Below are 16,279 nucleotides of genomic sequence, written 5' to 3'. Positions count from 1 at the left end.
GCGGGGGTCATCGCGCCCCCACCCGGTCGAGCAGCGACCGCAGCGCGTCGAAGGCGCCGACGGCCTGCCCGGTCTGCTCGACGGGCGTACGGGGCTGGAGGACCAGGGGGACGCGCAGGCCGATGAGCGCGACGTCCTCGTCGTCGGCGGGCGGCTCCTCCCCCGCGGCCTCCGCGGCCTCGGCCTCCTTGTCGCGCTCGGCCTGCTGCGCTGCCTCGAGCTCGGCGCGCGGCACGCGCTCCGCCGGCTCGACGGGCTGCGTCGCGGCGGGGCCGTCGTCGGGGATGCCGGTGTCGGAGCCGACGAAGGTGACGGAGCCGGTCGCCTGCGCGCCGCCCTGTGCGACATGGAAGGAGAACTGGTCGGCCGAGACGCCGGGGCGCGGCGTGTAGCGGGCGGTGCCGTCGGCACCGCACGCGACGACGCCGTGCAGCGCCTCGCCGCAGCCGACGAGCGACACGGGCCCGTCGACCGTGGTCTGCACGAGCGCGGCGAGGTCGATCGCCGTCGTGTCCGTGGGCAGCGGGAGCCGCACCGCCTGGGCGACGGGCGCGCTGTCCGCCCGGTAGACGGGGATGGCGATGGTCGCCGGCTCCGACCACGTTCCAAACTCGTCGGCGACGCGGATCGTCACCTCCAGGGGTCCGTCGAACGACGCGCGCGGGCGGACGATGAGATGGGTCTCGGTGGCCGTGACCTCGGCCGCCGCGGAGGGCGAGACCGAGAAGACCTCGAGGCGCGCTCCCCCTCCGCACACGAGGCACGCGGCATCGAGGTCGCTCAGCGGGAGGAGCATCGCGCCGCCCGCCGCGACGGGATGGGCGTACGACAGGTCGGCGACGGTCGGCTGCTCGGGGGCCTCGAGTGTGACCACGTACTCCATGGTCGTCGTCGTGCGGCCGTTCGTCATGGGAACAGGCACGACGTCCTGCCCGTAGTCGGGGTCGTAGGAGTCGGCGCGCAGCAGGAACCCGTCGGCCGCGCAGGCGACGACGAGCGGTGACGCGGCGGTGATCGGCGCGCAGTCCGTGATGGTCCACCCCTGCGGCAGGGAGACCGCCTTCTCGTCGAGATACGGCACGGCCACGGCGTTCGGGCCCGTGTAGGCGGCGACGGGTGTCGCGGCCGCCGCGGAGACGAGGACGGCGGCGAGCGCGAGGACGGCGAAACGGCGGCGCATGCCACGCTCCTTCCTCGACCGACCGGCGGTGTCCCATGCTAGGCCGGTCTGCCCGGATCGGAACGGGGCACTACTCCCCACCGCGATGCCCCTCCGGGTGCGCGAGAATCGTCGCGATCCTATGAACGCGCCATCCGACACCCGAACCGCGACGGTCGGCGACGAGCCCGGCCGCACGCGCCTGCGCGCGGTGGACGCGAAGCCCGCGCTGGGACGCGGCGGATGGCCGCTCCCCGAGCTCACGGCGCGCCAGCAGCGCGCGAGGCGCTGGTGGCTGCACCCCGCGTTCCTCGTGTCGAGCATCCTCACCGTGCTCGCGATGGGCGGGATGGCGGCCTGGATGATCGTGGGCGCCGTCACGTCGAGCGCGGTCGTCGTCTCCGACATCGCTCTCGCGCTCGACGACGGCAATGCGCACGTCGACTGGTCGGGACCCGATGCGGCGTACAGCCTGTACGCGGTGCACGGCGACGGCACGGCGACGGATCTCAGCCAGTTCGTCGTGCGCAGCACGGAGGCGTGGCTGCCGCAGTCGGCCGGGTTGTTCGAAAGCGACACGTGCTTCGTGGTGCGCAGCGCCGCCTACGCCGACCAGCCGGTCGCGCTCGACGCGGCGGCGCTCGCGCGCGAGGGGGCGCAGAGCGTGTGCGTGGCCCAGGCGGCACGATGACACCCGCGCCCCGGTGGGCGGCCGCCGCGGGGCTCGCTGTGACGCTCCTGCTCGCGGGATGCTCCGGGCCCGCGGGGGTCGAGGCCGAGCCCCCGGCGGGCGTCGACGTCGAGGCGTACGACCCCGACCATCCGGGCAACGGCATCTGGCTCGTGTCGGGCGACACGGCGATCGCCGAGATCGCCGAGGCCGTGCGCGCAGCCGGCGACGTGACGTACGAGGGCGTGTTCACGGAGCTCGTCGTGCCCGACGATCCGGAGGCGGCGCCGTACGCGGGGCGCGCGCTGACGGTGTCGTTCGCGGGCGACCCGGAGCGCTTCCGCGCCTCGCTCGCCGCAGGCGACCTCGCGGTCGACGTGGTGGTCGCGGATGGCGCGACCTACGTGCGCGGCAACGACGCGTTCGCCGAACGCAGCGGCGTCGCGGCCGCGCGCGAGGGCTACGTGTGCCTCGCCTCCACGGCCGCTCTCGACGACTGGCAGCCGCTGCTCGATCCGTCGCAGCTCGTCGCCGAGCTCCTGCGCGGCGCCGAGGAGGTGTCGGTCATGGTGCCGCCTGCCGACGCCGCGACGACCGACGTCGTGGTGGGCGGCAGCGAGACGCCGACCGGCACCATGACGGTGGCCGCCGTGGGGGCCCCGCTGCCGCAGGAGTTCGTCGCGGGCGACGCCTCGGGCGACGGTCGGTTCGCCTTCGCCGGATGGGGCGAGGACGTGCGCGTGTCGGCTCCCGACGACATCGCGCAGGAGTGCTGAGCTCTGGTCGCTCGCGGCCTCCGTCGCACGGCGGATGCCCCCGCTCGCCCGCCCGCCTAGGGTGGAGGCGACAGCGACCAGGGGGAGGTCTCATGTTCCGATGGACGCGAGCGGTGCTGGCGGCCGCGATGCTGGTGGTGCTCGGCGCCGCACCGGCGCAGGCGGTCGAGACGGCCGACGGCGACCTCGTGGTGGAGGACACGGCGGGGACGCTGTACCTCCCACAGATCGAGGAGGAGCTGGCCGAGGTCGACTTCCGCGTGCCGACGACGGTCGTGCTCTACACGTACCGCGGCACGGCCTCCGACAACATGAACGAGCTCGTGCTCGCCTACGCGCGCGACAGCCATCCGGAGTGGATCTCGGACGACGGCCAGAAGTGGGCCGACGGCCTCTTCATCCTCGCCCTCGATCCCGACGGCCGGCAGGTCGGCACCTACTTCGGCGAGGACCTCGCCGTCGCGCAACCCGACCAGACCGCCATCCAGGACGCCGCCAAGGAGGAGTTCGCCTCCGGCCGGTGGACGGAGGGGATGATCGCGGGCGTCGCGTCGGCCGCCGACATCGTCGCGCGCCCCTGGTACGCCTCGCCCGCCGTCATCGGCACCGCATGGGTCGGCGGAGGAGCAGCGGCCGCGACCGGCATGATCGTGCTCTTCGTCCGCTCCAGCCGGCGGTCGCGCTTCGCGGAGCAGCTCGAGCGCGGCACGACGCACCTCACGACCGTCACGATGGACCTCGACACGACCGAGCTCGCGGCACGCACCCTGCCGGCGGAGTCTCCGTACGCCCAGCGGCTCGAGCAGCGGTTCGCCGACTTCTCGCGCCGCTACCACGCGGCCGTGGAGGAGCGGAACCGCCTCGACGGGTTCGAGAAGAAGGAGAGATCGCGCTCGGCCGCCGTGCGCACCGCCACCGCCTTCGCCGACGAGACCGCCGACATGGACTTCGTCGACGACGCCATCGTCAACGCCGCCGCGCTGCTCACGAAGGCGCCCACGTGGGAGCGCGCCTGGGCGGCGCAGATCGACCCCGTCCGAGACGACCTCGCCGCGATCCCCGACCTCGCGCAGGAGGGGGCGGCCGGGCTGCCGTCGATGCAGGCGCTCACGGCGTTCGCGGCGACGGCCGACGCCGAGATCGAGCGCCTGGGGGCGGGTCTGCGCGACGCATCCCTCGAGCCGGGCGACGCCATGCGGGCGCTCGAGGGGCTGCGCGAGCGCCTCTCCGAGCTGCTCATCGAGCACTCGCGCGCCATGATCTCCGTCTACGCCGACGACGAGACCGAGCGCGAGGCCATGGAGGAGCAGTTCGAGCAGCAGCGCCGCACGGGCCGCGCGAGGTCGGGCTCGATCCTCGACACCGTCTCGACCCCCGGCTACTACTGGAGCCCGGTGTCGTTCGCGGCCGGGTACTCCGCGGGTGTCAGCGAGGTCGAGACGTCGCGCAGCGCGAGCTCGTCGTCGTTCGGGGGCGGCAGCACGATCGGCTACGGCGCGAGCGGCGGCAGCTTCTCGGGATCGGGCAGCTCCTCGCGGTTCTGAGGCGGAATGCCCGCGCTCGCGGGACGGCCCCGATCAGCGCGAGGGCAGGCCGCGGCGCTCGAGCGCGGCGCGGGCATTCTCCCGGCCGTGCAGGCCCCTCACGTCGCGCACGCGCGCGACGACCTGCGCGATCCAGCTGCCCGCGCGCCCCTGCGTCGCGTTGTAGGCGGCGAGCTCGCGCTCGTACGCCTCCACGTCCTCGCGGGCGATCGGCCGATAGCGCTCGCGCGAGCGGACGGCGCGCTGCGGCAGGCGCGGCTTGATGCCGGCCGTGTCGGCCGGGTCTGGCCATCCGATCGCCACGCCGAAGGCGACCGCCGCACCGTCCGGCAGGCCGATCTCGTCGGCCGAGACCTCGGGTCGCGTGCGCAGCGAGCCGAGGTAGACCGTGCCGAGCCCGAGCGCCTCGGCCGCCACGACCGCGCTCTGCGCGGCGATGCCCGCGTCGACGAAGCCGACGAGCGTGCTCTCGAGGTACGCGGCCGCCTCGGCGGGCTCGCCGTGCCATCCGGCGATGTCCGACGCCCGCGCCCAGTCGGCGACGAACAGCAGCACGACCGGGGCATCGGCGATGAGCGCGCTGCCGCCGGCCTCCGAGACCAGGCGGGCGCGGCGGTCGGCGTCGCGCACCTCCACGACGCTCCACGACTGATTGTTCGACGAGCTGGCGGCCGACTGCGCAGCGGCCGTGATCGCCGTGACGTGCTCGTCCGTGACGGGCGCGTCGGCGAACGATCGCACCGACCGGTGGCGAAGGAGGAGGGCGAGCGCCTCCGACGAGAGGATGGCCGGGTCGGCCAGCACGGGAGCGCTCGCGCCGTAGCGCTGACGGAGGAGGGCGTTGACGTCGGGGGCGGTCACCCTCTCAGGCTATGCGCGCCCGCGAGGCTCCGGCCGCGGCCGCGTCACACGCCGTCTCGAGCGGATCAGCCCTGCCGGCTCTCCGGCTCGTCGTCCGGCAGCAGCACGGGCCGGTCGATCGTCTTCGTGACGTCGGCCGGGTCGACGACGAGCAGCAGCATCGCGACGACGAGCAGCACGACGATGAACACGACGCCCGCGATGATCGACGCGACCGTCCACGCCTGCGCGATGACCTCGCCCGGCTGAGCGGTGAAGGCGCCCATCGACATGGCCCCGACGAGCAGCGCGAACACCGCCGAGCCGAACGCGACGGCGAGCAGCTGGACGGGGCGCATGAGGGCGCGGCGGGTGGGCTTGTCGGTCACGGACGGTCCTCCGGGGTGCGGGCCGGCGACCCGCTGACGGGTGCGGCGTTCGCCGCGACGGCGGGCGAGAAGCCGGCGATCGCGAGGAACACCGCGACGATGGCCGCGTAGCCCCCGAACAGGCCGACGGCGATGATCTCGCCCGTGAGGGTGAAGCTGCGTCCCGCATCCTCGATGAAGTACTCGAGCGAGTATCCCGAGGGCACGAGGAGGGTCGCTGCGGCGACGACGATCGTCAGGATGCCGATCGTGAGCGTGTCGCGCGCGGCCGCCCCGTCGCCGCGGCGGCGCTGCGCGATGCCGAGGCCAGTCTCCAGGGCGCCGGCGACGACGCCCCACGCGACGAGCACGACGAAGTAGAGGAGCGTGCCGCGCATGCTCGAGACGCCGGCGGCCATCCCCGCGACGAGGTACGCGACGGCGAGCAGCGTCGGCACGGTGCGCGCGCCCGCGGGCACGACCATCCAGGCGCCGAGCCCGAGGACGACGGCAGTCGCGATGGCCCATCCGCTGAAGACCGAGAGCCCCACGGTCGCGGAGTGGTCGGGCGAGAACGTGATCATGAGCGCGGCGAGCGCCGCGATCAGCGCGCGCAGCACCTGCACGTGGCGCGTGCTCGGCGCGAACGGCTTGCCTGCGGGCATGGTGGGACCTCGTACGTGCGAAGGGACGAGTCCCAGTCTAGGGAACGTCCCCCTGGGAACGTCCCCCGGGGACCCGCCCCGGGGGACGCCGTCTCACGCCCGTGCGACGGGGTTCGGCATCTCGCCCGCGTAGAGCAGCGACTCCGACTGATTGGCGATGTCGACCATCTGCAGGGTGTTGCGCAGCTGCAGGCGGTTGAGGCACGAATGCGCGAAGGTGTGCGCGCGCAGGTCGACGTCGCCCGAGAGGCCGCGCGCGCCATCCGGGTGCTCGGCCTCGTATTCGTCGAGGCACTCGGCGACGAGACGCCAGAACGCATCGGCCGGCAGCACGCCGTCGGCGTCGAGGATGGCTGACAGATGGCGCAGCACGCCGTCGAACACGTCGGTGAAGATGGCGAGCGCCTTCTCTCGCCCCGGGGTCTCGTGCACGATGCGGTCGATCCCCGGCGGGAGGGCGCGCGCTCCGAGCACGGCGACCTCCTCGCCGATGTCCTTCATGAACGCGCCCGACACGGCGTGATCGGTCAGCACGAGGATGAGGTTCTCGCCGTGCGGCATGAACGCGAGGTCGTGGGCGAGCAGGGCGTGCACGAGCGGGCGCAGATACGCGCGGAGGTAGGCGCGCACCCAGTCGGATGGCGCGAGCCCCGACGCGCGCACGAGCGCCGTCGCATAGGCGGCGCTCTCGTGGTCGCGGTGCAGCAGCGAGGCCATCGTGACGAGGCGCTCGCCCTCCGCGAGCAGGGGCACGGGGTTCTCGCGCCACAGCGCCGCGAGCATCTTGCGGTGCGGGTTCGTCGCGCGGGTGGCGTGGTAGACGTCGCCCGTGTAGCCCACCGCCGCCCGTTCGCGCAGAACGCGGAACCCCGCGTCGGCGAAGCCCCGGTCGCGTGAGACGAGCCGCGCGACCCAGTCGTTGATGGCGGGTGTGTCGCGCATGTACTGCGGCGACAGCCCGCGGAGGAAGCCCATGTTCTGGATGGCGAGCGCCACCTTCACGTACGGGGCGCCCGGCCGCGTGCGGTTGAAGAACGTGCGGATGGACTGCTGCGGCTGGTACTCGTCGGCCGTGCGCCCGAGCGGCACGAGATCGCCGCGCGCGACGTCGGCGGCGAACGTGACGGGCAGGCGGTGCTCGGCCTGCCACGGATGGACGGGCAGGAAGTGGAAGGCGTCGGGGTCATGACCGCGGTCGGCGAGGCGTTCGGCGAAGACCCTGCGCTCATCGGGCGTGAGCGCCGCCTCGAGATGGGACCGCTCGTCGAGCCCCTCGCCGAGGGCGAGGTGCGCGTGCTCGCGCGCCGCCGCGACCCACACGAGCCGCGTGCGGGCTCCCGTCTCGGGTGCGTAGGCGCGGTAGTCGGACAGGGAGAACCCGATGCGGCCGTTGTTCGCGAGGAATCCGGGATGGCCCTCCGTCATGGCCGCCTCGACCTCCTGGAACGAGGCGTCGAGCAGGTCGGCGCTCGACGGCGCGGCGCCGTGGCGCTTGGCCGCGGCTCCCGCCAGCGTCGACGCGAGCTCCTCCAGGTAGGTCGAGAGCAGGGCGTCGGGGATGCCCAGCACGTCCTGCAGCTCGACGACGAGCTCGAGCACGTCGAGGTGCGTGCGCGCGCCCTCCCGGCGGATCGACTCCGCGTCCACCAGCCAGTGCTCGAGGGGAATCACGCGCGCGCGGAAGACGTAGGTCGACGCGCCCGCCGCGAGCCGCCGCCATCCGTCGCCGAGGTCGTCGGCCGGCTCGGGCGCGAGGATCCGCTCGTGCGACAGCTCGGAGAGGGCCTTCGCGACGAGGTGCCGATGCGCCGCCTCGGCGAGGTCGGGGCGCAGGTGCGGGAACGGGTCTTCTCCGCCGCCGAGCGGGCTGGCCGCGAAGTCGTCGCGCGTGCACACGCTGAGCGCCGCGCGCTTCGCGTGGCCCTCCGTGACGAGGTCGATCTCGCCGACGACGCGGAACCCGGCCGCGGCGTTCTTCGCGAGGATGGCCGTGTTGCGGGCATCCGGCTCGACGACGACGCGGTCGACGCCCTGCGCGAAGCAGTGCCGCATGACAGCCGCCATGACGGCGGAGGTGAACCCGGGAACCGGGTCGGCGGCCGGGGGCGCGACGAGGAGGTGCATGCCGAGGTCGCCGGGGCGCGCGTCGAACACGTCGGCCGGGAGCAGCGAGGCCGGCGCGTACGTCTCGACGTAGAACGCGGGCTCCCCGTCGACGCGCCCGAGCCATCCGCTCTGGGCCGCATCGGACACGACGGACGCGAGGTAGGCGCGCACCTGATCGGGCGTGCGGTCCGTCATCTCCCAGAACGGCGCGGCGGCGAGCCATGCCTGCACGTCGGCGGCGTCGCGTGCGGGATCGACCGGCTCGAGCGTCGGGGCGAGGATGGTCGTGAGGGTCATCGTGCGGCCTCCAGGAGCAGGTCGGCGGGATCGTCTCCCGGTGCGTCTTCCGGTGCCGTGTCGGGCAGCCCGAACGTCTGGAACGCGATGCGGCGCTCGATCGCGTAGGGCTCGCGGCCCGTGACGGCGGCGAGCACCACCGACGCGCGCCACGGCCCGAACCCGAGGTCGGGCGCCGTGACGCCGTGCGTGTGCTCCTCGCCGTTCAGCACGTGGATGCGGTGCGCATCGTCGACCGCGTAGTCGCGCGACACGTCGAGCCGGCCGAGGTCGTCGACCCGCACGCGATGCGCGACGGGCGCGAGGAACGGCGGCGTCGCGGCGCGGTATCCCGTCGCGGCCACGACCGCTCTCGTGCGGTGCTCGTGGCGGCGGTCGAGCTGCGCATGGCGCAGGTCGAGCACGGTGTCGCCCGTCGCGGCGTCGCGGCGCGCGGCGACGACCTCGGTGTCGGTGAGGAGCGTCGTCGGCACCGGGCGCCCGCCGACCGAGAGCCGGTAGAGCGTGTCGTAGATGTCGTCGACGAGGTCGCCGCTGATGCCCTTGTACAGGCCGCGCTGCTCGCGCGCGAGCCGCTCGCGCAGCGCACCCGGCAGGGCGCGGTAGTGGTCGGTGTACTCGGGCGACGTCATCTCGAGCGTGAGCTTCGTGTACTCCATGGGGAAGAAGCGCGGCGAGCGCGTCACCCAGTCGACGCGCACGCCCGTCTCGAGGAGGTCGCGGTAGACCTCGGCCGCCGACTGGCCGCTGCCGACGACCGTGACGGCGCCGCTCGCGACGAGCGCGTCGCGGTGCGGCAGGTAGTCGGCCGAGTGCACGACGGGATGGCCGTCGGCCGGCAGATCGCGGATGGCCGCGGGCAGCACGGGCCTCGTGCCCACGGCGAGGACGACGTGCCGCGCCCTGTGCGTCTCGACGCCCATGACGGCGCCCGCGGCGTCGAGCACCTCGGCGCGGACGGCGAGCAGGTCGCCCTCCTCCTCCACGGCGACGACCCGGCGGCCCCAGCGGAGCGAGGGCAGCTGGGCGGCGACCCAGCGGCAGTACTCGTCGTACTCCGCCCGGAGGGGGAAGAACGACTCCCGGATGTAGAAGGGGTAGAGCCGCCCCGTCGCCTTGAGGAAGGCGAGGAACGAGTAGCGCGACGTGGGATCGGCCATCGTCACGAGGTCCGCGAGGAACGGCACCTGGATCGTCGCGCCGTCGATCATCATGCCGGGGTGCCAGTGGAACCCCGCGGACTGGTCGAGGAAGACCGCGTCGACGTCGGGGAGCGGGTCGGCGAGCGCGGCGAGCCCGAGGCCGAACGGCCCGATTCCGACGCAGACGAGGTCGTGCACGGCGGTCATCGGGCATCCCCGTCCGTGCGCGCGGTCGTGCGCCCTGCTGCGGCGATCGCGGCGTCGACGCGGCGCAGGCGCGGATGGACGTCGCGGCACGGCGGCTCCTCGCGGGTCGCGAGCTCGTCGCCCGCGAGCAGGCCGTGCGCCGTTGCCCGCACGAGGTCGAGCACCGCGGCGATGTCGTCGATCGTCGCGTGCGGGTTGAGCAGCGTCAGCTTGAGGCAGGGAGCTCCGTCGACGACGGTGCGCGCGACCATGGCGCGCCCCGACTGGAAGAGGATGCGCCGGATGAGCGGCACGAGCCGGTCGGCCGTCGCGGCGTCGAGACCGTCCGGCTCGTATCGGAAGAGGACGGTGCTGAGGTCCGTCGTCCCGACGGCTCGGAGCTCGGCATCGGCGTCGAGGAGGGCACGGACCTCGATCGCGAGGTCGCACACGTCGTCGAGCAGGCGGCCGATGCGGTCGGGGCCGAGTGCGCGGAGCGTCGCCCACAGCTTGAGCGCGTCGAAGCGGCGAGTGGTCTGCAGCGAGCGGTCGACCTGGTTCGGGTCGGCGTCGTCCTCCGCCGCCTCGGCGGCGGGGTTGAGGTAGTCGGCGTGCCACGCCGCGGCGGCGAGGTCGGCGGCGTCGCGGACGATGAGCGCGCTCGACGACACCGGCTGGAAGAAGGTCTTGTGGAAGTCGACCGTGACCGACGTCGCGCGCTCGATCCCGTCGAGGAGATGCCGCCGGGTCGGCGACACGAGCAGGCCCCCGCCGTATGCGGCGTCGACGTGAAGCCAGAGGCCGCGCGGTGCGCACAGGTCGGCGGCGGGCGCGATCGGGTCGATCACGCCCCGATCGGTCGTGCCCGCCGTGACGACCACGGCCATGACGACGCGGCCGTCGGCATCCGCCCGCGCGAGGGCGCCTGCGAGCGCGAGCGGGTCCATCCGGCCGTCGGCGTCGGCGCCGACCGGGACCACCGCGTCGGCGGCGAGGCCGAGCAGGTGCGCGGAGCGGGCGATCGAGAAGTGGCTCGTCGCCGTCGTGAGCACGCGCAGGTCGCTCATCGCCGCCCCGCCGGCGAGCGCCCGCTCGCGGGCGAGGTAGAGCGCCTGCAGGTTCGACTGCGTCCCGCCCGAGGTGAAGACGCCGTCGGCGTCGGCGAAGCCGATGCGCTCGCCCGTCCAGGCGACGAGGCGCCGCTCCATGAGGGTCGCGACGAGCGACTGGTCGTAGGTGTCGACCGACGTGTTGATCGACGCGAGCATCGTCTCCGCCGCGACGGCGGGCAGGACGACGGGGCAGTTGAGGTGCGCGGCGTAGGCCGGCAGGTGGAACCACACGGCGTGCTGCGCGTACAGCTCGTCGGCCTCGGCGAGGGCCGCGGCGTTGCCGATGCCGGGGCCGTCGAGGTCGACGGCGCCGACGAGGGCGTCGAGCTCGCGGCGCTCGGCTCCCGACGAGGGATGGCGCACCGTCCGGAACCGGTCGGCGACGCCCGCGACCACGCTCCGCACGAGGTCGGAGTACTCCTGCGCCGATTCGCGCGTGAGGAGCGCGGTCGCCCCGCCTCCGCCATCCGTCTGTGCGTTCTCGTGGGTGCCCGGCAGAAGTGATGCCATCGTGTCGTCGACCTCCGTGGAATTGAATGAGGATTGCCTAACCTAATCCGTCCATCCCGTTATGTCGCGCGGATGACGAACTCTGTCGCGCGGGGGCGGGGCGCAGCACGCTCCCCCACCCGGCCCGACGAGGACGTCCTCGCCTCCGCGGACTGAGAGAATGGAGCGCATGACGCCGCAGAGGGAAGACCTGATCGATCACGCCTGCCTCATCGTCGATGGTCCCGATCAGTTCGGAGTGGTGGCGGCGATCGCGGCGCTCATCACGCGCAACGACGGCAACATCATCTCCCTCGACCAGCACTCCACCGACCCGTCGGGCGGCCGGTTCTTCCAGCGCGTCGTGTTCCACCGGTCGAACTTCGCCGTCGCGAAGGACGAGATCGAATCCGATCTCGCGGCGACGCTCGCGCCCTACGGCATGAACTGGTCTCTGCGCGATCTCTCCGTCCCGAAGCGGATGGCCATCCTCGCGTCGAAGGACGATCACTGCCTGCTCGACCTGCTCTGGCGCCACCGTCGCGGCGAGCTGCCCGTGAGCATCCCGATGGTGATCGCGAACCACACGACGACCGCCGACGACGTGCGCTCGTTCGGCGTGCCGTTCTTCCACGTGCCCTCGCAGGTCGGGCCCGACAAGTCGCAGTCCGAGGCCGAGATCGTGAAGCTCCTCACGGGCAACGTCGACTTCGTCGTGCTCGCGCGCTACATGCAGATCCTGTCCAGCGACTTCCTCACGCAGGTCGGCGTGCCCGTCATCAACATCCACCACTCGTTCCTGCCGGCGTTCATCGGGGCGAACCCGTACCGCAAGGCGAAGGAGCGCGGCGTCAAGCTCATCGGCGCCACGAGCCACTACGTGACCGAGGATCTCGACGAGGGGCCGATCATCGAGCAGGACGTCGTCCGCGTCACGCACGCCGAGACGGCCGACGACCTCCGCCGCCGCGGCGCCGACGTCGAGCGCGCCGTGCTCTCACGGGCCGTGCTGTGGCACGCCGAGGACCGCGTCGTCCGCGACGGCAACCACACGATCGTCTTCTGAGCGGGTCGGCGTCCGCCGTGTCCGGCGCCACTGCCGCCGCCTACGGAGGCCGCGCCGACGAGTACGCCGCCGCACTCGGCACGATGGCGTCCGTCCATCCGTCCGACCGGGAGCTCGTGACCGGCTGGGCCCGGGCCCTCACCGGGCGCGTGCTCGATGTCGGCTGCGGCCCCGGACACTGGACGGCGCACCTCGCCGCGACCGGAGCGGACGTGGAGGGAATCGACCCGACACCCGCATTCGTCGACCATGCCCGGCGCGCCCATCCGGGAGTCGCATTCCGCGTCGCCGATGCCGAGAACCTCGAGGTGCTGCCCAGTTCGCTCGGCGGCGCGCTGGCGTGGTATTCGCTCATCCACCACCACCCCGACGACATCGATGGCGCACTCGCCTCCCTCGCCGACGCGACCGCGCCCGGCGGTGGACTTCTCATCGGGTTCTTCGGCGGCGACGCCGGCGGCTCGGTCGAGCCGTTCGACCACGCCGTGGTGACGGCGTATCGCTGGCCCGCCTCCGCACTCGCCACGCGCATCGCCGCGGCGGGCTACGAGGTGCTCGAGACCCACACGCGCACGAGCCGAGCCCACCGGCCGCATGCGGCCATCCTCGCGCGCAGGACCTGATCGGAACCGTCGCCCGATCGTGACGACGTCCTCCCGCCGCATCCTGAGAGGATGTCGGCATGGCGCTGCGCGGATCGACGAAGGTCGCGATCAGTCTCGTGCCCCTCGCGGCGTGGGTCGTGTTCCTCGGATGGCTTGTCGCGAACGGACCCGTGGCATCCTCTGACTCCGGGGAGTGCTGGACGAGCGTCGCGTCAACCGAAGAAGGCAGCACCCCGATGGAGGTCACCACGTGCAAGTGAGACGGACGATCATCGCCGTGGTGGCAGTCTCCACAGCGCTGCTGCTCGGGGCATGTGCGCCGCTGCAGTTCCCGGACGGCGGCGATATCACGTGCTCGCCTGTCGGAGCGGACGGCACTGCGGGAATCGGGATCGCCCTGCCCGCTTTCGGCGGCGACATCGAGATCACGGATGTCCGGCCATCCGACACGGACGCCATCGAGGTGACCGGATGGCACCGTGCGGCGCCCGGTGACGAGATCGGCGGGGCCTATCCGTACGCCGTCCCCGCCGACGCCGAGCACACCGTGTCGGCGGGAGAGCATCGATTCGTCAACGTCGGTCTCCGCCTCGTCGACCCGACCGCGAAGGCGGAGACGGCGGCCATCGACATCGAGTACGTGGCGTCGGGGATGACCTGGACGACCACGCGGCACGACCGCGTCATCCTCCTGCCCGCGGGCGAAGCCTGCTCCTGAGCCCCCCCCCCCCCCCCGCGCGGCGCGGCCATCCGTCGGTAGCATCGGACCCATGCGCGCGCTCATCGCCACCGGGACCGGCCGGTACGCCGATCCCTGGCACCCGTACTCGACGACCAGCCCGCTGATCGCGGATCTGCTCCGGGAGGACGGGTACGACGTCGAGATCGACGAGGACGTCGACCACGCGATGGGCTCGCTCGGCGGCGTCGACCTGCTCGTCGTCAACGCGGGCGACTCCTGGCGGTCGGAGACGACGCGGCCGGTCCCCGCCCTGGCGCTCGACGGACTCCACAATGCGCTCGCCCGGGGGATCGGCGTGATCGGCGTGCACGCGGCGCTCTCGTCGCTGCGCGACTACCCCGACTGGCCCGTCGCGCTCGGCGGCATGTGGGTTCCGGGGCTGTCGTGGCACCCGCCGCTCGACACGATCTCGGTCGAGGGCGCCACCCTGCCCGACGGCACGGTGGTGGCCGACTTCACCGTCGACGACGAGCGGTACACGCGCCTGCAGGCCTTCGGCGAGCGCACGGTCGTCGCCCGGCACGAGGCCGACGGCGAGATCGTTCCGACGGCGTGGGTGCGCGAGCACGGACCGTCGCGCGTCGCGCTCGACGCGCTCGGCCACGACGAGCGGTCGTGGGCATCGGATGGCCACCGCGCCCTGTTCGCACAGCTCGCCCGCTGGGTCACCGCCGCCCGCTGACCGTCGCGGTTCCGTCCGTCCAGGTCGCAGTTCACGGCCCCAAACGGCCACTACAGGACGGAAACCGCAACCCGAACGAGACGCCTCCTCGCCCAGGTCGCAGTTCACGGCCCCTAACGGCCGTTTCAGGACGGAAACTGCGACCCAAGCCGTTCCGGGAAGACCGAGACACGCGCCTCCTCACTCACCCGCGATGCCCTCCCCCGCGATGCCCTCCAGCGCGAGAGCCGCGGCGCGGAGGTCGGCGAGCAGCCGGTCGCGCTGGGCGCCGTCGCACCACGCGGCCTCGAATCCGGTCCGGGCGATGCCGACGGCATCCGCGAAGCCGATCCCCATGGCCGGGAGCGCCTCCGCGTACTCCCTGCCGATGTCGGTCCGGAAGAACACCGCGTCGTCCGTCGCGAGCGCGACGGGGAGCCCGGCCCTGACCATGCGCGCGATCCGGTGACCCGGCTCGAACTCCCACCCCGACAGCATCCGCGTCGAGACGGGGGTGCACACGAACGGCACTCCGCTCTCCGCCGCGGTCGCGAGCGCCGCGGGATCGTCGACGACCCGGTAACCGTGGTCGACGCGATCCACGCCCAGCTCCGCTATCGCATCGACGACGTTCCGCGGCGATGCCGCCATGGTCTCACCCACGTGCGCGGTGCGGCGCAGCCCGTGGCGCGCGGCGAGCGCGTACGCCTCCCGGAACCGCAGCGGATCTTCCGTGCCCTCGGGGGTGAGGTCGTCCATCCCGATGCCGACGACGACGTCGCGCGGATGGCCGACGACCGTCTCGACGAGGTCGACGGCCGCCCGCGCGGGCAGCGCCCTGTTGACCGCCGCGACGATGCGGAACCCGACGCCGAAGTCGCGCTCGGCCTGCACGAGGCCGTCCGTCATCGCGTCCACGAGGCTCGTGTACCCGATGCCGGCGCCGCGGAAGTTGTCGGGGTTGACGAAGTACTCGCGATACCGCAGGTTGCCCGCGCGCACCGCGTCCTCGACCCCCTCGTACGCGACGCGGGCGATCTCGTCCCCCGTCGTGAGCACGGCATGCGCGGCGTTGAACACGTCGAGGAAGTCGGGGAGGCCCTCGTAGGCGAACAGCGCGTCGAGGTCGTCGGTGCGCAGCCCCACCCCGTGCCGTCGCGCGAGCTCGACGAGCGTCGACGCCCGCATGGTCGAGACGAAGTGGCAGTGCAGCTCGGCCTTCGGGAGGAGGCGGAGCGCGTCGTGCAGAGTCATGCCGCGACCCTACGGAGCCCGCGTTAAGACCTCGTTTCGTGCGGCGCGTCGGCTCGTCGTGCGCCCGGCACGCACCGCAGACTGGGCTCCCGTGACCGATCTCTCCTCCGACGACCTCGCGCATCTGCGCGCCTCCATCGCTCTCGCGTCGCGCACGCGCGAGGAGGGAGCTCATCCGTTCGCGGCCCTCGTCGTCGACGCATCGGGAGACGTCGTCGCGGCGTTCGGCAACAACTCGCTGCCGCCCGACGGCGACCCCACCCAGCACGCCGAGCTGCGTGCCGTCGCCGCCGCCGCCCGCGCGCTCGGACCCGACGGGATGGCCGGGTCCACCCTCTTCACGAGCGCCGAGCCCTGCGCCATGTGCGCGGGCGCGGCGTACTGGACGGGCATCGACCGCGTCGTCTACGCCCTCTCGGAGCACCGGCTGCTGGAGCTGACGGGCGACCATCCCGAGAACCCCACGTTCTCGCTGCCGTGCCGCGAGGTGTTCGCGCGCGGCCAGCGCGCGATCGAGGTCGTCGGCCCCCTCCTCGAGGACGAGGCAGCCGCGCCCCACATCGGCTTCTGGACCTGAGAGACGCCCATAGCCGTCGC

17 protein-coding genes are annotated in these 16,279 nt (G+C 73.1%); 9 read left to right on the top strand and 8 right to left on the bottom strand.

Features of this window, described 5'->3' with window-relative positions:
* Positions 1 to 7 precede the first annotated feature (7 nt).
* Entirely contained in the window at positions 8 to 1,180 is a 1,173-nt protein-coding gene (locus tag ACWGPF_RS02460) for an Ig-like domain-containing protein (protein ID WP_452331308.1), read from the bottom strand.
* Between the two features lie 121 nt (positions 1,181 to 1,301).
* On the opposite strand from ACWGPF_RS02460, the gene ACWGPF_RS02455 reads away from it, so the two are divergent.
* From ACWGPF_RS02455 to ACWGPF_RS02445, 3 genes are all read left to right on the top strand, one after another.
* A complete protein-coding gene (locus tag ACWGPF_RS02455; RefSeq protein ID WP_452331307.1) occupies positions 1,302 to 1,850 on the top strand; it encodes a hypothetical protein in 549 nt (182 codons plus the stop codon).
* Positions 1,847 to 2,605, top strand: coding sequence for a hypothetical protein (locus ACWGPF_RS02450; RefSeq protein ID WP_452331306.1), 759 nt, complete (start codon positions 1,847 to 1,849; stop codon positions 2,603 to 2,605). Before ACWGPF_RS02455 ends, ACWGPF_RS02450 begins: the two co-directional genes overlap by 4 nt.
* 92 nt (positions 2,606 to 2,697) lie before the next feature.
* Positions 2,698 to 4,149 (top strand): DUF5129 domain-containing protein, encoded by a 1,452-nt coding sequence (locus tag ACWGPF_RS02445; RefSeq protein WP_452331305.1) that lies wholly within the window; start codon positions 2,698 to 2,700, stop codon positions 4,147 to 4,149.
* A gap of 33 nt (positions 4,150 to 4,182) precedes the next feature.
* On the opposite strand, the gene ACWGPF_RS02440 is transcribed toward ACWGPF_RS02445, so the two are convergent.
* The 6 genes from ACWGPF_RS02440 to ACWGPF_RS02415 all read right to left on the bottom strand — a co-directional run bounded on the left by ACWGPF_RS02440 (position 4,183) and on the right by ACWGPF_RS02415 (position 11,375).
* Positions 4,183 to 5,010 (bottom strand): nitroreductase family protein, encoded by an 828-nt coding sequence (locus ACWGPF_RS02440; protein ID WP_452331304.1) that lies wholly within the window; start codon positions 5,008 to 5,010, stop codon positions 4,183 to 4,185.
* A gap of 65 nt (positions 5,011 to 5,075) precedes the next feature.
* Positions 5,076 to 5,378 carry an amino acid transporter gene (locus ACWGPF_RS02435; protein ID WP_452331303.1) on the bottom strand — a complete coding sequence of 101 codons (303 nt, stop codon included), beginning with the start codon at positions 5,376 to 5,378 and terminating at the stop codon, positions 5,076 to 5,078.
* Positions 5,375 to 6,022 (bottom strand): acyl-CoA synthetase, encoded by a 648-nt coding sequence (locus ACWGPF_RS02430; protein ID WP_452331302.1) that lies wholly within the window; start codon positions 6,020 to 6,022, stop codon positions 5,375 to 5,377. Before ACWGPF_RS02430 ends, ACWGPF_RS02435 begins: the two co-directional genes overlap by 4 nt.
* Before the next feature lie 93 nt (positions 6,023 to 6,115).
* A complete protein-coding gene (locus tag ACWGPF_RS02425; protein ID WP_452331301.1) occupies positions 6,116 to 8,425 on the bottom strand; it encodes a GNAT family N-acetyltransferase in 2,310 nt (769 codons plus the stop codon).
* A complete protein-coding gene (locus tag ACWGPF_RS02420; protein WP_452331300.1) occupies positions 8,422 to 9,774 on the bottom strand; it encodes a lysine N(6)-hydroxylase/L-ornithine N(5)-oxygenase family protein in 1,353 nt (450 codons plus the stop codon). Before ACWGPF_RS02420 ends, ACWGPF_RS02425 begins: the two co-directional genes overlap by 4 nt.
* Positions 9,771 to 11,375 carry a pyridoxal phosphate-dependent decarboxylase family protein gene (locus ACWGPF_RS02415; protein ID WP_452331299.1) on the bottom strand — a complete coding sequence of 535 codons (1,605 nt, stop codon included), beginning with the start codon at positions 11,373 to 11,375 and terminating at the stop codon, positions 9,771 to 9,773. The genes ACWGPF_RS02420 and ACWGPF_RS02415 overlap by 4 nt, the downstream gene beginning before the upstream one ends.
* A gap of 169 nt (positions 11,376 to 11,544) precedes the next feature.
* On the opposite strand from ACWGPF_RS02415, the gene purU reads away from it, so the two are divergent.
* From purU to ACWGPF_RS02390, 5 genes are read left to right on the top strand one after another with little or no spacing between them, the layout of a single operon-like run.
* Complete coding sequence (purU, locus tag ACWGPF_RS02410; protein WP_452331298.1) at positions 11,545 to 12,420, top strand: formyltetrahydrofolate deformylase; 876 nt, start codon at positions 11,545 to 11,547, stop codon at positions 12,418 to 12,420.
* 17 nt (positions 12,421 to 12,437) lie between these two features.
* Positions 12,438 to 13,043, top strand: a complete 606-nt coding sequence (locus ACWGPF_RS02405) for a class I SAM-dependent methyltransferase (RefSeq protein WP_452331297.1) — start codon at positions 12,438 to 12,440, stop codon at positions 13,041 to 13,043.
* Positions 13,044 to 13,102: 59 nt separating this feature from the next.
* Positions 13,103 to 13,285, top strand: a complete 183-nt coding sequence (locus tag ACWGPF_RS02400) for a hypothetical protein (RefSeq protein ID WP_452331296.1) — start codon at positions 13,103 to 13,105, stop codon at positions 13,283 to 13,285.
* 20 nt (positions 13,286 to 13,305) lie between these two features.
* On the top strand, positions 13,306 to 13,743 hold the full coding sequence (locus ACWGPF_RS02395) for a hypothetical protein (protein WP_452331295.1): 438 nt from the start codon (positions 13,306 to 13,308) through the stop codon (positions 13,741 to 13,743).
* A gap of 52 nt (positions 13,744 to 13,795) precedes the next feature.
* Positions 13,796 to 14,449 carry a ThuA domain-containing protein gene (locus ACWGPF_RS02390; RefSeq protein WP_452331294.1) on the top strand — a complete coding sequence of 218 codons (654 nt, stop codon included), beginning with the start codon at positions 13,796 to 13,798 and terminating at the stop codon, positions 14,447 to 14,449.
* Between the two features lie 180 nt (positions 14,450 to 14,629).
* Here ACWGPF_RS02390 and add read toward each other — a convergent pair whose 3' ends face one another.
* On the bottom strand, positions 14,630 to 15,682 hold the full coding sequence (add, locus tag ACWGPF_RS02385) for an adenosine deaminase (RefSeq protein WP_452331293.1): 1,053 nt from the start codon (positions 15,680 to 15,682) through the stop codon (positions 14,630 to 14,632).
* 91 nt (positions 15,683 to 15,773) lie between these two features.
* On the opposite strand from add, the gene ACWGPF_RS02380 reads away from it, so the two are divergent.
* Positions 15,774 to 16,259 carry a nucleoside deaminase gene (locus ACWGPF_RS02380; protein ID WP_452331292.1) on the top strand — a complete coding sequence of 162 codons (486 nt, stop codon included), beginning with the start codon at positions 15,774 to 15,776 and terminating at the stop codon, positions 16,257 to 16,259.
* The last annotated feature ends 20 nt before the right edge of the window (positions 16,260 to 16,279 follow it).

This window comes from Microbacterium sp. NPDC055683 (genome assembly GCF_053617895.1).
The sequence above is the reverse complement of the archived record's forward strand: the minus strand, read 5'-3'. Positions and strand labels throughout refer to the sequence as shown.

Bases quoted from the DNA above. Each gene is read 5' to 3' on its own strand.
- purU (WP_452331298.1), top strand. From the start codon at position 11,545: ATGACGCCGCAGAGGGAAGACCTGATCGATCACGCCTGCCTCATCGTC.
- add (WP_452331293.1), bottom strand. From the start codon at position 15,682: ATGACTCTGCACGACGCGCTCCGCCTCCTCCCGAAGGCCGAGCTGCAC.
- ACWGPF_RS02420 (WP_452331300.1), bottom strand. From the start codon at position 9,774: ATGACCGCCGTGCACGACCTCGTCTGCGTCGGAATCGGGCCGTTCGGC.
- ACWGPF_RS02390 (WP_452331294.1), top strand. From the start codon at position 13,796: ATGCGCGCGCTCATCGCCACCGGGACCGGCCGGTACGCCGATCCCTGG.
- ACWGPF_RS02415 (WP_452331299.1), bottom strand. From the start codon at position 11,375: ATGGCATCACTTCTGCCGGGCACCCACGAGAACGCACAGACGGATGGC.
- ACWGPF_RS02450 (WP_452331306.1), top strand. From the start codon at position 1,847: ATGACACCCGCGCCCCGGTGGGCGGCCGCCGCGGGGCTCGCTGTGACG.
- ACWGPF_RS02425 (WP_452331301.1), bottom strand. From the start codon at position 8,425: ATGACCCTCACGACCATCCTCGCCCCGACGCTCGAGCCGGTCGATCCC.
- ACWGPF_RS02400 (WP_452331296.1), top strand. From the start codon at position 13,103: ATGGCGCTGCGCGGATCGACGAAGGTCGCGATCAGTCTCGTGCCCCTC.
- ACWGPF_RS02455 (WP_452331307.1), top strand. From the start codon at position 1,302: ATGAACGCGCCATCCGACACCCGAACCGCGACGGTCGGCGACGAGCCC.
- ACWGPF_RS02460 (WP_452331308.1), bottom strand. From the start codon at position 1,180: ATGCGCCGCCGTTTCGCCGTCCTCGCGCTCGCCGCCGTCCTCGTCTCC.
- ACWGPF_RS02445 (WP_452331305.1), top strand. From the start codon at position 2,698: ATGTTCCGATGGACGCGAGCGGTGCTGGCGGCCGCGATGCTGGTGGTG.
- ACWGPF_RS02430 (WP_452331302.1), bottom strand. From the start codon at position 6,022: ATGCCCGCAGGCAAGCCGTTCGCGCCGAGCACGCGCCACGTGCAGGTG.